Here is a 16,730-nt window from a genome sequence, read left to right as displayed (position 1 = left end):
TTGTATCAAACGCTTATACACGGATAAGAATTTTGTACAGGTTTGAGTTATAGGGGCTTGACATCAGCAGCCTGCCCCGCGCGCCGAAATACCAGCCAATATTCCCGATGCGGCAGTAGATATACGACGTCGCTAGGCTGGTTTTTTTCCAGGGAAATCAAATAACCGTCCGCATGCTGTGCCGCCCAATCGGCAAGCCGTTCAGCAGATAAAACCAGCAGTGGCTGGATTAATCGCCCCAAGAAATTGAATTGCCCTTGGTAATTGCCAACATAGACATAAGGAATATGCTGATCGTTAAAGCTTTTCACTTTTAACGCAGCGGGTTGCAGGTCGTATGCCGGGCCGGCATAACGAAAGAAAAATATAAATCCGACAAAAATTGCCGCCACCAACGCAGTCGAGATTGCCGCAACCGACAACGTGCGCTTAATCCAAACCAATAGCGCCAACATCATGGCAATAGCCAACACACTCAAACCCCATGCCGGCTGCACAGTCTGAACCCAGTTCAATTTCGACAAACCCGGTACCTTGGGCAGATAAACTAAAAACACCCCGATTGCGCCGAACAGCAATGGCAGCAACCACTCGCCGCCCAATCTCGGCTTTTGGGTATTCGCCACCACCCTGGCTACCAACAACGCAAACGCCGGCAACATCGGAATCAAATAATGAATCTGCTTGCTGGGCAACAGCGAGAACACCACAAAGGTTGATACCAGCCACACCAGACAGAAACGTAGACCGCGATCATTAAAAAATCGGCTGCCGCGCAAAATGCCCCAGAAATGCGGCCAGAACAACCAGGGGAACAAAAACATCGGTAAAAAAGGCAGATACCAAAACAGCGAACGGGTATGGATTTTGGTGCTGACTGCGCGATCAGCGGTCTGATGCCACAATATCGCGTTGGCGTATTGCTCACCACCGGCAATGGCAGCCGGAATCGCCCAAACCAGGGCTATCGAAACTCCAATCAAGGCCGCGATCAACAAACCAGCACTCCAGCGACTGAACACAATCGAACGCGGAGCCCAAACAGCAACCAAAATTGCGGTAGGGATTAGATGCAAAAAAACCACAGGCCCTTTACTTAGAATACCGAACCCCACTGCTGCCGCAACCAGCACCCAACCCTTGCGCTCATCGCCTTGCACAACCTCCAGCAAGCCGAGCATTCCCAACAGCACCCAGCTAGTCAGCAGAATATCAAACATGATAGACGTGGCGAATAAGGTCCACAGCAAGGTTGCAATCAAGACCCACGGCGCAGCCATTGCTACCGCAGTTTGCTCCGGCCAAAGTTTTTCCGCCAATTTTCGCGTCAGCAACAGATTTGCCAAAGCAGCCAACGGCCCGACCAAACTCGGCCACCACTGATTAACGCCGAATATCCACCACCCGGCGTGAATCAGCCAAAATAATAAAGGCGGTTTATGGCTGTAGGTTTCGCCATTCAAATACGGCACCAGGAAGTCGCCGCGCAGCCACATCTCCCAAGCCACACTGAGATAGCGCGTTTCATCGATGGGAATGGTCGAGCGAAAATAAACGCTTGCGGACAACAGCAGCCAAAGCGGCAGGATGCCCCAGCGGTAAATCAGTTTATCGGGTATGGTCATTTTTCGAGAAAATATCGATTCGGGGCATGGGACATCCAAGCGACCAGAATCACGCCAGCGTTATGACAAAAGCTTAAGCCAATTTCATGCCAACACTATTACAGCCGACAAAGCCCGAGACATCTCAAGCCGACATCAAAAGGCCGAGAGGATCGGTTGAAACAAACCGTTAAGCGGGTTGAATTGCCCCACTCATCACAAGGGATCAGGCGGCCACTAAGCGCCATGGCAAACTCTCTCCAGCCCGTAATGGGGTAATAGTGTCATCGGTATTGGCATAGGCTTCCGGCACGATCCAGGCTTGTTTTTCCAACGTAACGCTCGCAGAGTTGCGCGGCAAACCATAAAAATCCGCACCATAAAAACTGGCGAAGCCTTCCAGCTTGTCCAGTGCGCCAACCTGTTCGAAAGCTTCGGCATACAATTCCAATGCCGCATGCGCGCTGTAACAACCGGCGCAACCGCAGCTATTTTCTTTCAAGCCGGTCAAATGCGGCGCGCTATCGGTACCAAGGAAAAATTTGGGATTACCGCTGGTAGCCGCTTTTATCAAGGCTTGGCGATGATGCTCGCGCTTTAAAATGGGCAAACAATAGTAATGCGGCCGGATACCGCCCGCCAAAATGGCATTGCGGTTATAGAGCAAATGCTGTGGGGTAATAGTCGCGGCGATATTCTCGGATACAGCTTCGACAAATTGCACCGCTTCCTGGGTCGTCAGATGCTCTACAACGATGCGTAGTGCCGGAAATTGCCGGGTGAGCTTGCTTAACTTGTTATCGATAAACAGTTTTTCGCGATCAAAAATATCGTATTCCGCATCCGTCACTTCACCGTGGATTAACAGCGGTACGCCGTGTTGCTCCATCGCCGCAAATAAAGGATAAGCCGCTTCAATGTCGGCGACACCGGCATCGGAATTGGTGGTTGCACCGGCCGGATATAGCTTGAAGGCATGAACATGCTCGGCATCGGCCACCTTTTTGATTTCCTCAACGGAGGTACTTGCCGTTAGATACAAAGTCATCAAAGGCTGAAACGTGGAGTCTGGCGGCAAAGCGGCCAAAATTTCCTGCCTGTAAAGCAAAGCCTGCGCGACCGTGGTGACCGGGGGTTTTAAATTCGGCATGATAATGGCGCGACCGAACTGCCTGGCAGTATGCCCGATCACCGTTTTTAAAATACTGCCGGTTCTGACGTGCAAATGCCAATCATCAGGTTGGCGAATGGTCAATTTATCCATAATCTCCGGGCGTTTTCATTTAAAATAGCTAGTTATTCTAACATTAAGGGCCTTGAAAATTTAAAACCCCGCCCTTAGTAAGCCGATTTAAACACTTTCAACTGGAGAAGCAGATGCCTATTTACGAATACCAATGCAATGCTTGCGGACATGAACACGAAGCCCTGCAAAAACTGGGTGCAGAGCCCTTAATCGTTTGCCCGGCCTGTAATGAAGCGGAATTAAAAAAGAAAATTTCCGCAGCGGGATTTCGTTTGAAAGGCGGCGGCTGGTACGAAACCGATTTTAAAAGCGGCAACAAGAAAAACGTCGCCGGCGAAAGCAAAGCCCCGGAAAAAGCCAGCAGTTGCAGCGGCTGCCCGAACCATAACCATTAGGAAACCCTTGGTAGCTGCCAGTTTTTGTAAAATGACTGGCACTTCCTAATTTTTACCTACCCCCGTATTTTGATTAACCCGAGAACAACTATGCGTAGCCACAAGTGTGGAGAATTGAACACCCAACATCTAGGTCAAACCGTTGCCCTGTGCGGCTGGGTTCATCGTCGCCGTGACCACGGCGGCGTTATTTTTATCGACTTGAGAGACCGCGCCGGCTTGGTGCAAGTGGTGTTCGATCCCGATATGGCCGAAAGCTTTGCGATTGCCGAACACGTGCGCAGTGAATATGTGCTGCGTATCGAAGGTATCGTCCGCGACCGGCCTGAAGGCACGCATAATCCCAATATGTCCACCGGCCAAATTGAAATATTAGGCAAGCACATAGAGGTACTCAACGAAGCGGAAACTCCGCCATTCCCGCTGGAAAGCGACATCGAAGTCAACGAAGAAACCCGCCTGCGTTTCCGTTACATCGACTTGCGCCGCACCGCGATGCAGCAAAAAATGAAAGTACGCCGCGATGTGACCCGCAACCTGCGCCAATATTTGGACGACCACGAATTTTTCGAAATCGAAACACCGTATCTGACCAAGGCTACGCCGGAAGGCGCGCGCGATTACATCGTACCCAGCCGTACCCACCAAAATTCGTTCTTTGCTTTACCGCAATCGCCGCAGCTCTACAAACAGTTGCTGATGATTGCCGGCATGGACCGTTATTATCAAGTCGTGCGTTGCTTCCGCGACGAGGATTTGCGAGCTGATCGCCAGCCGGAATTTACCCAGCTGGATATCGAAACCTCGTTCATGAATGAACAAGAGATCATGGCGGTGATGGAAGAAATGATCCGCCGCTTGTTCAAGGACATTATCGACGTGGATTTGGGCGACCAATTCCCGGTCATGAGTTATGCCGAAGCCATGAATCGTTACGGTTCGGACCGCCCGGACCTGCGTATCCCGCTGGAACTGGTAGACATTGCCGAAGAAATGAAAGGCGTGGATTTCAAAGTCTTCTCCGGCCCCGCCAACGATCCAAACGGCCGCGTCGTGGCAATGAAATTGCCGGAAGGCGGCGACTTGAGCCGTAGCGTGATCGACGAACTCACCAAATTTGTCGGCATTTACGGCGCAAAAGGCTTGGCTTATATCAAAGTCAACGACTTGGCGGCCGGCGTCGAAGGCTTGCAGTCGCCTATCGTCAAATTCGCTCCGGCTGATGTCTGGGCCAAGGTAATGGAAAAAGTCGGCGCGCAGAACGGCGACCTGATTTTCTTTGGTGCCGACAAAGCCGGCATCGTCAACGAAGCCATGGGCGCTCTGCGCGTTAAGCTCGGCCTGGATCGCAATTTGTTGACCGGCCCCTGGAAACCGCTTTGGGTCGTGGACTTCCCGATGTTCGCCTGGGACGAAAAAGCCCAACGCTACACCGCAATTCACCATCCGTTTACCGCACCGAGCTGCTCGGTGGAAGAATTGGTCGCCAACCCCGGCACCGCGCTGTCTCGCGCTTATGACCTGGTGTTGAACGGCACCGAAGTCGGCGGCGGCTCGATCCGGATCAACCGCACTGCGATGCAACAAACCGTATTCGACATTCTGGGTATCGGCCACGAAGAAGCCCGCGAAAAATTCGGCTTCCTGCTGGATGCCTTGAAATACGGCGCGCCTCCGCATGGCGGTATCGCCTTTGGCTTGGACCGTCTGGTGATGTTAATGACCGGCGCCAGCTCGATCCGCGACGTCATAGCGTTCCCGAAAACCCAGACTGCCGCTTGCCCATTATTCAATGCGCCGGCATTGGTCAGCGAAGAACAATTGAAAGAATTGGGTATCAGACTGCGTACCCCTGCCGGCAAAACCGAAAAGCAGGATTAAGGTAAATCTGAGGGCGGACTGTCTTGTCCGCCCTTTGTTCTTGCTAAGCTTACCACCGGATACCTTGGGAAGCAGTCATCCAAGGTATTGATATACGTCAAAAAATCCCACCAAATACTCGTTGACTTTTTTTGCCAAATTGATAAGTTAATCACGTTATTTTTATTAAATAACAGATCCTGGTTGCGGATCTTCGCATGGCATAAGGATTACCGCCCAACACTCCGAATGAGGAGGGGGATGCTATGAATAAAATAACTCCACATCTACTTCGCGATTTGAACGCCACTCTTCCTGAGGGTGCAGAGTGCTATCTGTGCGGCGCAGTCAGAAGAGCGCTACACCATTACCGCAAGGGTCGCGAACCCGTGGCCTACCTAGACAAAGATCAAGCTCTGCCGGTGCTAGCCCATCGCCTTGGCCGCGGCCTTAGACGCTTTTTCGTAGACGACATACAAACAGCGCTAGATGCTGCAGACCATCCGGACCAGCAAAAAAGCTCGCTCAGCTGGCCCTACTAAACAAATCGATTAATCGTTTTTAGGGACACCTACCGACTACATCCCCCTTCGGCGAAGGGGGAGTTTTTTCAAGCCTTTCAACATTGAGCCTCAAACGCGGACCGGAAAAGCCAGCACATCACTGATAGACTCGCTGCCCAAAGCAATCATCAGCAGCCGATCCAAACCAATTGCTACCCCGCTGCAATCCGGCAAACCGAATTTCAATGCCTGCAAAAATGCTTCATCTTTGCTAACTACCGGCAAGTCATGGCTTAGCCGATAAGCAATTTCCTTATCAAAACGCGCCTCCTGTTCAACAGGATCGGCCAGCTCATAAAAGCCGTTGCCCAACTCCACACCGTTGATGAACACTTCAAAACGCTCACTGAGCCGAGAGTCATCGGCATGCAGACGCGCCAACGAAGACTGTATCGCCGGATAGCTATGTAGCAAATAAATCGTATCTTTATCCATCGTCCGCTGGACACAATGGCTAAAAATAAAATCCAGCCACAAGGCATGATCGTCGCCGCATAGGTCGACAGCCTCCGGAAGCGCATGCGCAGCCGCATAAGCCTGATAATCGCTGCTGCAAAATGCCAAGGGATCCAAGCCGGTGGCGTCCAAAAATAGTTGTTGGTAGCTGATTTGTTTGGTTGGCAATACCGCCTGAAAAGGTTGCAATAGCTGCAACATTAATTCGGCGACTTCCGCCATCAATTGCCGCAAATCGTAGCCAACCCGGTACCATTCCAAAATCGTGAATTCCGGATTGTGGTAGCGCCCGGCTTCGCCGTTCCTAAAGGCCTTGCAGATCTGATAAATACTGCCGCTGCCGGCGGCCAACAGCCGTTTCATCGCAAACTCAGGTGAGGTTTGCAGAAACAGGGTGGGTCGACTGGGGGGGAAGTTAAACTGACTGCTGAAAAAATCCAGCTGCGGATCGGTACCGGTGGCTGGGCACAATAGCGGCGTCTCGACTTCCAACACATCCCGTGCCTCGAAAAAACGCCGTATCGCTGCCAGCATTTGCGCGCGAGTGCGCAAATGTTCAATTGGGCAGCTAGGCTGCCAGCTTACCGTCACTCTTTAACGCGGGACACGTACTCGCCGGTACGGGTGTCGACTTTAATCACTTCGCCGATTTGCACAAACAAGGGTACGCGCACCACGGCACCGGATTCCAGGGTTGCCGGTTTGCCGCCGCCGCCAGATGTATCGCCCTTCAGACCGGGATCGGTTTCGGTGATGGCCAATTCTACAAAATTGGGCGGGGTAACCGATAACGGTGAGTCGTTCCACAAGGTCATCGTGCAGATGTCTTGCTCTTTCAGCCATTTAATGGCATCGGACACCGCATTTTTATCGGCTTGATACTGCTCAAATGTATCCGGCACCATGAAATGCCAGAATTCGCCATCGCTATACAGATACTGCATTTCTTTATCAACGACGTCCGCACCTTCGACGGTATCGCCGGATTTGAAGGTACGCTCGATCACCCGGCCGGTTTTCAGATTTCTGATCCTGACCCGATTAAACGCCTGCCCCTTACCCGGCTTCACAAACTCGTTTTCGATAATCGAACAAGGGTCGTTGTCCAGCATGATTTTCAAACCGCCCTTGAACTCGTTGGTGCTAAAAGTCGCCATTTTTTCCTCGTGAAACAAATAATAGTCGGACGATTATAATGGATAAGATTTTTAATCGGAAACTGGAGCAGCATTGAACACCCAAACCGCCGGCTGGCAACAAGCGCTGGCCGACGCATTTACCAGCGTCGAGGCCCTTTGTGACTATTTGAATATTTCAACAGACAGCATGGCATTGCTGCCGGATTTCAAAGCCTTTCCGCTCCGTGTGCCGCGCGGCTTTGCTGATTGCATGCGCCGCGGCGATCCAAATGACCCCTTGCTGAGACAAGTGCTGCCGACTCAGAACGAACTGATCGACTATCCGGGCTACAGCCATGATCCGGTAGGCGACCTTGGCGCGGTCGCCGAAGCAGGCATCATTCATAAATATTATGGCCGGGTATTGTTGATCAGCACCGGCGCTTGCGCAGTGCACTGCCGGTATTGTTTTCGGCGCAATTTCCCTTATGCGGAGTTGCAGTTGTCAACGCAAAAAATTCAACAAGCGCTTAGCTACATCATTAGCCATCCGGAAATCAGCGAAGTCATCCTCAGTGGCGGTGACCCCTTGCTGCTAAATGACGAAAAACTCGGCCAGCTGTTGGCACGGTTAGGTGACATTGAACATATCAAACGTATTCGCATTCATAGCCGAGTGCCCATCGTGTTACCGATGCGCATCACCCAACCACTGCTCAACTCTTTTTCCAGCCTGTCGCAACAAGTTGTGATGGTATTTCACGCCAATCATGCGAATGAGCTGAGTGCTGCCGTTGGAGCTATTTGCGGCGATTTACGCCGCCACGGCATCACTTTATTGAACCAAAGCGTTCTGCTAAAGGGAGTTAACGATGCCGGCCACACTCTCTGCGAACTGAGCGAAAAGCTATTTGATCTGGGGATTTTGCCTTACTACCTGCATTTGTTGGACCACGCCAGCGGCACCGGTCATTTTGAAGTATCCGAAATCGCCGCCCGGCAATTGCTCGAAGATATGCAAAGCCATCTACCCGGTTATCTGGTTCCCAAGCTGGTTAAAGAACAGGCCGGAGCAGCCTATAAAATCCCAATTTGCTGAGCACCGGACAGTTTTCCGGTGACACGGATTCACATTTACCGATACCCGGTCTAAGATTTTTCCCGTCCCTCCCGGCCAGATCCCCGACATCAGCAAACTATGACAGATAAACTCGCCAATACTGCCAATCAGATACGCCGGTTCGTGCTGGTCGCAGTGTGTTTACTGTTGATAGGTGAGATTACCGTTGTGCTCTATCAAAACATAAACGGCACGAGTGAGCTGACCAAAATACTGATAGTTTTGCTGCCCGGACTGGCTGTCTTGTTGATTTTTAGCGAACTGCTGTCAAATCGGCAACATTTATCCTCCGGACTGGCACCCATCGGCGACTTTTACGACCATCTCGCCCAATCCGCCATCGTGGTCGATAATCAGGGGATTATTCGCCATGCCAACCAGGCAGCCGCTTTGTCGGTGGGCAAGTCCCCGGCGGAATTAGCCGGACAAGCCATACACGCCTGGTTTCACCCGACCAGCCATGCTGAAACAGAGTGCCCCTTATGCCAACATATCATGGCCGGCAAGGCTATGCAGGCCAGCGACTTTGCCTTTCCAAATCAAACATGGCAGCAAATCTCGCTTACCCGCCTGTCCACGCAGAACACCAGCGAATTAATTCAGTTCCATATCGACATCACGCCGCGAAAACAAATTGAAGAACAATTGGCCCTGGTCATAGACGGCGCCCAGCTAGGCTACTGGGATTGGAATTATCTAAGCGGCGAACATTCAGTGAATCAACGTTGGCTGGACATGTTGGGACTAAGTCATGACGAATTGGATAACTATGTCAGCGACTGGGACAAACGCCTGCATCCGGACGACAGACAACGAGTGAAACAGTTCGTTGCCAAACATATAGCCTCCGACCGCCCCTATGTCGTGGAATTTCGCATGCGCCATAAACTCGGCCATTGGGTATGGATACAAGGTTCCGGCGCCGTTGTCGCGTACGATCCGGTCAGCGGTGGTCCAAGTCGGCTATGTGGCACGCACCAAGACATCAGCGTGCGGAAGCAGTCGGAGCATAATCTGCAACGCGCGTATCAAATTATCAGCCAGAGCGCGGCAGTGGTATTGAAATGGAATAATTCCGAAGGATTACCGATAGAATTCGCCACTGAGAACGCCCGCCAGCTATTCGGCTACAGCGTCGAACAATTGATTACCGGCAATCTGTTTTATCTCAACCTGATCCATCCCGACGATGTCGGGGTTTTCCTTCGCGAGATCGCCACCTGCCGCAACGATCCGGACTGTTCCGAAATAGCGCATCAACCCTATCGGATCGTCGCCCAAAACGGCGGCATAAAATGGGTGCAAGACCGCAAGATGGTAGTGCGCAACGAGCAAGGCAAGATTATCGACTATCAGGGTCTGGTGAGTGACATCACTCAGCAGCGTCAGCAATCCAGTGTGATTAGGAATATCGTCTCCAGCAACCTGCCGCAAAGTGCCACGTCGCTGCTGGATAATCTGACGCTATTGACCGCGGAAACCCTGGGAGCCGATTTTGCATTAATTGCCGAAACAACAGGCAATGGGCGTGCCCGTAGCCTATCGCTTTGCGCAAAAGGCAAAATTGTCGGTAACCGCGAATTCAGCCTGGATAACTCGCCTTGCCGCGAGGTGGCCGCGGGCTCTATTTGTTGTGTCGAACATAATGCAGCGGAACGATTCCCCGACGCCGACTGGCTGCGACGCCAACAAATTCAAGGCTATCTGGGCATTCCATTACACGACAAACAACAAAATAGTTTCGGATTTATCTCGGTATCCTACTGTCGGCCCATTCCCGATACTATCTTTGCCACAGACACCCTGAAATTATTCGCGTTGCAAATTACCGCCGAACTGGAACGCAGCCGCGCCATCAATGCCCTGCAAGACCAAAAACAGCGCTTACTGGATGCGCAAAGCATTTCCCATATCGGCGATTGGCATTGGCATTTGCCGGGCAATCACTTTAGCTGGTCGGACGAAATGTATCGGATCACCGCAACCAGTAAAGCTGTTTTTACTCCCACCTTTTCCAGCCTTTTAAGCACGCTGGTTCACCCGGACGACCAAAGTTTTTTCAAAACATCGATGCAAAACGCGATCAGTAGCGGCAGTCTCGATTTCAGACATCGGATAGTGCTCGGTAACGACCAAATTCGTCATGTCCACCAACGCGGACAAGTTATTCGCGACGTTAATGACAAACCCACTGGCGTTCAAGGCACCATGCAAGACATCACCGACCGACTGCAAACCGAGCAACGGCTTTTGGAAGCCAAGCAGCAGGCAGAACAGGCAACACGGGTAAAATCGGAATTTCTCGCCAATATGAGCCACGAAATCCGCACGCCGATGAATGCCATTATCGGCTTGGTTGAATTATGTCTGAACAGCAGCATCTCCGCCAAACAGCGCGACTACCTGGAAAGAGTGGAAACCGCGTCACGCTCGTTGATGACCATCATTGACGACATTCTGGACTTTTCCAAAATGGAAGCCGGAAAAATGCAACTGGAATCCGTACCCTTTCTATTGGAAGAAATGCTGGACAAGGTGTTTTCCACGATGTCGGAACTTTGCGCCAGCAAAGGCATAGCCTTGATTCGCCCACCTAAGACGCTAACTTTTCTCCCGGTGATCGGCGACCCGCAACGGCTAAGGCAAATTTTTATCAATCTGATCGGGAATGCGATCAAATTTACCGAACATGGAGAGGTAAGAGTCACGCTCACCGAACTTAAGCGCTCTGCGCAACAGACTTGTTTGCAGTTTAGTATCAGCGATACCGGCATCGGCATGAATGCAGAAAAACAAGCCAAACTATTCCAGGCGTTCAGCCAAGGCGACAGTAGCGTCACACGTCATTACGGCGGCACGGGCTTGGGCCTGATCATCTCCAAACAATTGGTTGAACAAATGGGCGGAACCATAAGCGTCGCCAGCCAAGAAAACCTGGGCTCGACATTTGCCTTTAGCGTCAAACTGGGCATTACCAGCCTTGCTTCGATACGCAACGCGCAATACCAACAAAAGCTCCCCCTCGATACGGGGAAATTGCAACATATCAGCGGCGCCCGAGTATTGCTGGTTGAAGACAACGAAGTGAATCGAATTGTGGCCATCGAGTTGCTGGAACAAGCACATTTGCAAGTCGACGTGGCCGAAAACGGCGAAATCGCCTTGGGCAAACTGCAACAAACCACTTACGACTGCGTGCTAATGGATGTGCAAATGCCGGTGATGGATGGCTATCAAACCACCAAACAACTACGAACACTCCCCGGCTGTCAAACCTTGCCGGTCATAGCGATGACCGCTAACGCGATGAGTAATGATCGCAACAAATGCTTTCAAGCCGATATGGACGATTTCATCAGCAAACCGATATTACCGGAAACGCTTTACGCCACGCTGGCAAAATGGATTAAACCGCGAGCCGACGGGATACCCCAGACCGATCCCAACAGCGAACAGTTGGAAAGCAATCCGCTTCCTTATCTGTATGGCATAGACACCTCGGCCGGCTTACAACATACGGCCGGGAATCTTGCCGTCTATCGAAAAGTGTTACTAAAATTTGCTGAAAACCATGCGGATACCATGAACGAAATCGGCCAAGCCTTCATACATAACCAGCACGACAAGGCCTATCAATTAGTCCATACTTTGAAAGGCTTAGTCGGCTCCCTCGGAGCGTTACAATTGCAAAGCCACTTAGTACGACTGGAAGAGTCGCTAATCGATTTCCGCGCCAATATTGCCGACGTCCCGTATATCGATAGTAATATTGCCGCCACCACACTGGAGATGAGCAAGGTTATCAGCAGTATCAACAGTAATTTGGCCAACAGCGAAAGCCACAGCGACGGTGAACTGCGCTACTCGACACTGGAAACTCGGCAACAGCTGGCCATATTGATTGATAAACTGCAAACCTTCGATTCCGACTCGGACCAGCAACTTGAGCGGATTATGCGCCATATCGATGATAAAGCTCTGCTGCAAATCTTATTGCCCATCAAAAAACAAATTGCCAATTACCAGTTTGTAGATGCCGCGCAAGCTCTCAACCACATACTGGAACATCGGATATAGGAAAATGGAAAGTAGAAACACGCATACCATTCTGGCCGTGGATGATAGCCCGGAAAATCTGGATCTTATCAAGAATATTCTCGAACCCCATTACACGGTAAAAGTAGCCGTGCATAGCGAACTGGCGTTACATATCGCCACCAGCCAGCTTCCCGATCTGATCCTACTGGACATCATGCTGGACGACATGGATGGTTATGAAATATGCCATCAGCTCAAGTCATCGGATAAAACCCGCAATATTCCGATTATTTTTCTGACCGCCAAACATTCGGAAGAAGATGAGGTGCACGGTTTTCGAATCGGCGGTAGCGACTACATCACCAAACCGTTTTCGCCATCGATTGTTTTAGCAAGAGTACGCACTCAAATACAGCTAAAAACTAAATCCGATTTATTGGAAAAACTGGCATCGTTGGATGGACTGACCGAGATACCCAACCGCAGAGCGTTTGACGCCGCCCTGGAACGCCAATGGAACCAGTCCAAACGCACCGGCATGCCGCTCTCGTTGTTAATTGCCGATATTGACAATTTCAAACAATTTAACGACTACTTTGGCCACCCTATGGGCGACGAGTGCCTGAAACGGGTGGCGCGTGCCTTGCAAACAATTACCCACAGACCCGAAGACTTGGTAGCCAGATTGGGCGGTGAAGAGTTCGCCATCCTGCTTCCCAACACCGACAGCATAGGCGCCCTGATGCGTGCCGAGCAGTACCGCGAAGCCATAGAGAATCTGAAAATACGGCACACACAGAACAATCCCAACAATTTCGTGACCATATCCCTCGGGGTTGCGACGCTACAGGCCCACACGTTCGACGACGTTGCCAGTTTATTGAAAGCAGCGGACGATGCGTTATATCAGGCCAAGCATCAAGGGCGGAATCGTATCTGCGCGAATAACTTGTCCAACGGCAGGTAGTTTAGAGATCTGCGCGTCGTTCCCGTTTCGGAAAGCGTCTATAATCCCCGCTAATACACTCGATACCTTATTACCTCGGCTTTTTGTTTATGCATCTTTACCTCGACTTTAATGCTTCCTATCTTGCCGCGTTTGTAATGGGTTTATTCAGCAGCCTGCATTGCATAGGCATGTGCGGCTCCATTATCGGTACCCTGACTTACAGCCTGAAACCCGAACTTCGTAACGATAAGCGCCGTCTGTTCGGCATCGTGCTCAATTACAACATCGGCCGGGTTCTCAGCTACGCGATGGCCGGTGCCTTGGTTGGCGTGCTAGAGGCCTTCTTAACTTTACCTTTTGCTCAAGGTCAAGCGCACAGATTTTTGCAACTCCTCTCCGCCGTGGTGATGGCGGGTGCAGGGCTTTACCTTGGCGGCTGGTTTCCGTACTTTGCCTATATAGAAAAAATGGGCGCGCGCTTCTGGAAACTGATCGAACCATTCGGCCGCCGATTGATTCCGGTACAAAACCGCACCCAAGCTTTATTGTTTGGTATGGTGTGGGGCTGGCTACCCTGTGGCCTGATTTATACGGCATTGGCACTAGCAGTTACCACGGGGAGCATTACCCACAGCGCGCTCACGATGTTAGCATTTGGATTGGGCACTTTACCTGCCGTAATGGGTGTCGGTATAATGACCTCATTACTGGCGAGGCTTTCGAAAATCCGGCACTTTAAACACGCGGTGGCAGCCTTGTTTATTATCTTTGCGCTATTGGCAGCCTTCCCATGGCTCTATCCGATGCGCGTTGAACACATCATGACGTTTTGAGAGGTTTTACAGTGGATAACTTCGATCCTATTATTGGACAATCTCCCGCAATCGAAGCATTGATTCGCAGCGCTCGTATCGTTGCGGCGACCGACGTTACCGTGCTGATCAAAGGCGAAACCGGCACGGGAAAAGAAGTACTGGCAACGGCCATTCAAAAGGATAGCCCGCGCGCAAATAAACCTTTCATTGCCTTAAATTGCGCAGCACTCCCTGAGGGTCTGGTTGAATCAGAAATATTCGGCCATAAGAAAGGCGCTTTTACCGGCGCAGTATCGGACAAGCAAGGTTTGTTTCAGGCAGCCGATGGCGGCACATTGTTTCTGGACGAAATCAATTCTTTACCCTTGGGAATCCAGGCGAAACTTTTGCGCTTTCTGGAGTCGGGAGAATGTTTACCCGTTGGCGGCACCAAACCCTACATGGTGAATGTGCGCGTGATTGCTGCCTCCAATGCCGACCTCACCAAGCTGATAGAAAACGGTCAATTTCGTCAGGACTTGTATTTCCGCTTAAATGTAGTGCCGCTGGAATTGCCGGCATTGCATCAGCGCACCGAAGATATAGAAATACTGGCGAAACACTTTTTCACACACTTCTCGGCCGCACATTCCCTGGAACCCCCTACTTTCAGTAGACAAGCCATAAAAACGCTGCGCAGCTACAAATGGCCGGGCAATGTACGTGAATTGCGCAATCTTTGCGAAAGACTAAGTATTCTGCTGGCGGGCAAAGTAATCGAGCCGGAAAATCTGCCCCACGAATTTAACCGCAGCGCAATAACAGTCAGCTCGGACTTTACTTTGCCGGAGTTGGGTCTACAACTAGATGCACTGGAAGCAGATATGATTCTGCAAGCTTTGAACAGAACCAAGGGCAATCGCAGCAAATCGGCGCGCTTATTGGGCATTTCCAGAGACACCTTGCTTTACCGGATTCAAAAGCACGGCTTGGCAACACACTAAGCCATACGGTTTACCGGGGGCTGCATGGTTCAGCCCCAACCTGCACTTAAACAGCTCGCCGCCTGACCCACTGCACAGTAACATTATCGCTTTTACCTTGAGCGCGTAATACCGCCATTTTTGCCATCTTCTGCAACTCCGGCTTTCCGCTGCGCTCTTGCGATAACGCCAACAATTCCTGTTCCTTTACAAACTCCCAAAAACCGTCGCTACAGAGCAGAAAGGTTTCGCCGCATTTCATCGGTGGGAAACAGGCAATATCCACCGCAGGCGTACTCAACACATTGATGCTTCGCGTGAGCTTATGCTGGTCGGGATGAACCCCCATCTCCCATTCGCTGATTTTTCCCTCGTTAAACAGTTGTTGGGGCACCGAATGATCTTTTGTACGCCATAGGACTTGCTCGGAATTGATCCGATAAACTCGCGAATCTCCGCAATGCGCCACTATCGCTCGCTCCTGGTCCAGATACAGAATTGCGCAGGTGGTGTGGGCATCGCTTGCAAACGGATCGTCGGCAAATAGTTCACTCATATTCCTAACAGCTTCCGCAATCCAAGCAGCCATGACCGTTTCTGCCTTCACTGAGGCTATATGAGCATGATATTTTTCCGCCAGAGCAATCAAGCTACGGCAAAAAAATTGTGACGCTTTTTCGCCGGAGTAATGTCCGCCTAATCCGTCAGCGACCACAAATAATGCGTAATCAGCGCACACCCGGTGCGCCATGCAATCCTGATTGACCTCGCGATTGCCTATCGAAGTTAATTGATAAAACTCGAGTTCGTTCTGCATTACATCAACCGTGTAAACGCGACTCCCGCATGACGCGCTTCATATCCCTGACCGCGCTACCCAAGCCGGAAAACAACGCTTGCGCAATCAAGGAATGACCAATATTTAGCTCAACAATCTGCTCAATCCGGCAAATAGCCTCCACATTGGCGATATTCAAGCCGTGGCCGGCATTCACTTGCAATCCTGCTTGGTGCGCGTAAGCCGCAGCCGTGCGGATTCGTTGCAATTCTTGCTCCCGCTCTAGTTTACTTGCAGCATCGGCATAGCGGCCGGTATGTAACTCCACCACCGGCGCCCCCACCTGAACCGCCGCATCGATTTGCCGACAATCCGGATCGATAAACAAGGAGACTTCTATATTCGCATCCGCCAATTGTTGGCAGGCAGAACGCATCTTATCCGCAGCGCCCGCCACATCCAGACCACCTTCAGTCGTCAATTCCTCTCGGCGCTCCGGTACCAAACAACAAGCTTGCGGCTCTACTTTAACCGCAAACGCCAACATGGCTTCTGTCACGGCCATCTCCAGATTCAACCGGGTGTGCAACATATCCTTTAACAAATAAATATCTCTGTCCTGAATATGCCGCCTGTCTTCGCGCAAATGCGCGGTAATACCGTCGGCACCGGCTTGCTCGGCGATCAGCGCAGCCTGCACAGGCTCGGGATAACGAGTACCTCTAGCCTGGCGCAAGGTCGCAACATGGTCGATGTTGACACCTAATAAGATGATTTGTTTTTCCATTGAATATGAGTCCGCAAGCGGATGAGAAAGAGGGATGAA

The 16,730-nt window shown here is 51.2% G+C and carries 13 protein-coding genes; 7 read left to right on the top strand and 6 right to left on the bottom strand.

All coding sequences use genetic code 11. The features are described from left to right. Window positions 1-47: 47 nt before the first annotated feature. Both ACWAU0_RS13360 and pyrC read right to left on the bottom strand, forming a co-directional pair. Window positions 48-1,625: an ArnT family glycosyltransferase gene (locus tag ACWAU0_RS13360; protein WP_458136952.1), complete on the bottom strand. Its 1,578-nt coding sequence runs from the start codon at window positions 1,623-1,625 to the stop codon at window positions 48-50. Between the two features lie 205 nt (window positions 1,626-1,830). After that, complete coding sequence (gene pyrC / locus ACWAU0_RS13355; RefSeq protein ID WP_458136951.1) at window positions 1,831-2,868, bottom strand: dihydroorotase; 1,038 nt, start codon at window positions 2,866-2,868, stop codon at window positions 1,831-1,833. A gap of 113 nt (window positions 2,869-2,981) precedes the next feature. Between pyrC and ACWAU0_RS13350 the strand changes: the two genes are divergently transcribed. Further along, the gene (locus ACWAU0_RS13350; protein ID WP_026603920.1) at window positions 2,982-3,245 is read left to right on the top strand and encodes an FmdB family zinc ribbon protein; all 264 of its coding nucleotides are present in this window, start codon (window positions 2,982-2,984) and stop codon (window positions 3,243-3,245) included. A gap of 90 nt (window positions 3,246-3,335) precedes the next feature. Continuing rightward, a complete protein-coding gene (gene aspS / locus ACWAU0_RS13345; protein ID WP_458136950.1) occupies window positions 3,336-5,126 on the top strand; it encodes an aspartate--tRNA ligase in 1,791 nt (596 codons plus the stop codon). Between the two features lie 611 nt (window positions 5,127-5,737). Here aspS and epmA read toward each other — a convergent pair. Both epmA and efp read right to left on the bottom strand, forming a co-directional pair. Continuing rightward, a complete protein-coding gene (gene epmA, locus ACWAU0_RS13340) occupies window positions 5,738-6,715 on the bottom strand; it encodes an EF-P lysine aminoacylase EpmA (RefSeq protein WP_458136949.1) in 978 nt (325 codons plus the stop codon). Further along, window positions 6,712-7,281, bottom strand: a complete 570-nt coding sequence (gene efp, locus ACWAU0_RS13335; RefSeq protein ID WP_033155525.1) for an elongation factor P — start codon at window positions 7,279-7,281, stop codon at window positions 6,712-6,714. The genes epmA and efp overlap by 4 nt, the downstream gene beginning before the upstream one ends. A 73-nt stretch (window positions 7,282-7,354) precedes the next feature. On the opposite strand from efp, the gene epmB reads away from it, so the two are divergent. From epmB to ACWAU0_RS13310, 5 genes are all read left to right on the top strand, one after another. After that, entirely contained in the window at window positions 7,355-8,341 is a 987-nt protein-coding gene (gene epmB / locus ACWAU0_RS13330) for an EF-P beta-lysylation protein EpmB (RefSeq protein WP_458136948.1), read from the top strand. Window positions 8,342-8,440: 99 nt separating this feature from the next. Beyond that, window positions 8,441-12,439, top strand: a complete 3,999-nt coding sequence (locus tag ACWAU0_RS13325; RefSeq protein WP_458136947.1) for a PAS domain-containing protein — start codon at window positions 8,441-8,443, stop codon at window positions 12,437-12,439. Between the two features lie 4 nt (window positions 12,440-12,443). Further along, the gene (locus ACWAU0_RS13320; RefSeq protein WP_033155528.1) at window positions 12,444-13,367 is read left to right on the top strand and encodes a diguanylate cyclase domain-containing protein; all 924 of its coding nucleotides are present in this window, start codon (window positions 12,444-12,446) and stop codon (window positions 13,365-13,367) included. Window positions 13,368-13,456: 89 nt separating this feature from the next. Further along, window positions 13,457-14,182 carry a sulfite exporter TauE/SafE family protein gene (locus tag ACWAU0_RS13315; protein WP_020485298.1) on the top strand — a complete coding sequence of 242 codons (726 nt, stop codon included), beginning with the start codon at window positions 13,457-13,459 and terminating at the stop codon, window positions 14,180-14,182. An 11-nt stretch (window positions 14,183-14,193) separates the two neighbouring features. Next, window positions 14,194-15,147 carry a sigma-54 interaction domain-containing protein gene (locus ACWAU0_RS13310; protein ID WP_033155529.1) on the top strand — a complete coding sequence of 318 codons (954 nt, stop codon included), beginning with the start codon at window positions 14,194-14,196 and terminating at the stop codon, window positions 15,145-15,147. Window positions 15,148-15,193: 46 nt separating this feature from the next. On the opposite strand, the gene ACWAU0_RS13305 is transcribed toward ACWAU0_RS13310, so the two are convergent. Both ACWAU0_RS13305 and pdxJ read right to left on the bottom strand, forming a co-directional pair. Next, complete coding sequence (locus tag ACWAU0_RS13305) at window positions 15,194-15,943, bottom strand: PP2C family protein-serine/threonine phosphatase (RefSeq protein ID WP_101054926.1); 750 nt, start codon at window positions 15,941-15,943, stop codon at window positions 15,194-15,196. Window positions 15,944-15,947: 4 nt separating this feature from the next. Next, window positions 15,948-16,691, bottom strand: a complete 744-nt coding sequence (gene pdxJ, locus ACWAU0_RS13300) for a pyridoxine 5'-phosphate synthase (protein ID WP_101054924.1) — start codon at window positions 16,689-16,691, stop codon at window positions 15,948-15,950. Window positions 16,692-16,730 lie beyond the last annotated feature (39 nt).

The organism is Methylomonas sp. Uni0009 (genome assembly GCF_054188105.3).
Note: the sequence above shows the minus strand (reverse complement) of the source record. Positions and strands in the feature narration are given on the sequence as shown.

What these genes read in the sequence shown, in the direction of transcription:
- ACWAU0_RS13360 (WP_458136952.1), bottom strand. Translation starts at nt 1,625, where the DNA reads ATGACCATACCCGATAAACTGATTTACCGCTGGGGCATCCTGCCGCTT.
- pyrC (WP_458136951.1), bottom strand. Translation starts at nt 2,868, where the DNA reads ATGGATAAATTGACCATTCGCCAACCTGATGATTGGCATTTGCACGTC.
- ACWAU0_RS13350 (WP_026603920.1), top strand. Translation starts at nt 2,982, where the DNA reads ATGCCTATTTACGAATACCAATGCAATGCTTGCGGACATGAACACGAA.
- aspS (WP_458136950.1), top strand. Translation starts at nt 3,336, where the DNA reads ATGCGTAGCCACAAGTGTGGAGAATTGAACACCCAACATCTAGGTCAA.
- efp (WP_033155525.1), bottom strand. Translation starts at nt 7,281, where the DNA reads ATGGCGACTTTTAGCACCAACGAGTTCAAGGGCGGTTTGAAAATCATG.
- ACWAU0_RS13325 (WP_458136947.1), top strand. Translation starts at nt 8,441, where the DNA reads ATGACAGATAAACTCGCCAATACTGCCAATCAGATACGCCGGTTCGTG.
- ACWAU0_RS13320 (WP_033155528.1), top strand. Translation starts at nt 12,444, where the DNA reads ATGGAAAGTAGAAACACGCATACCATTCTGGCCGTGGATGATAGCCCG.
- ACWAU0_RS13315 (WP_020485298.1), top strand. Translation starts at nt 13,457, where the DNA reads ATGCATCTTTACCTCGACTTTAATGCTTCCTATCTTGCCGCGTTTGTA.
- ACWAU0_RS13305 (WP_101054926.1), bottom strand. Translation starts at nt 15,943, where the DNA reads ATGCAGAACGAACTCGAGTTTTATCAATTAACTTCGATAGGCAATCGC.
- pdxJ (WP_101054924.1), bottom strand. Translation starts at nt 16,691, where the DNA reads ATGGAAAAACAAATCATCTTATTAGGTGTCAACATCGACCATGTTGCG.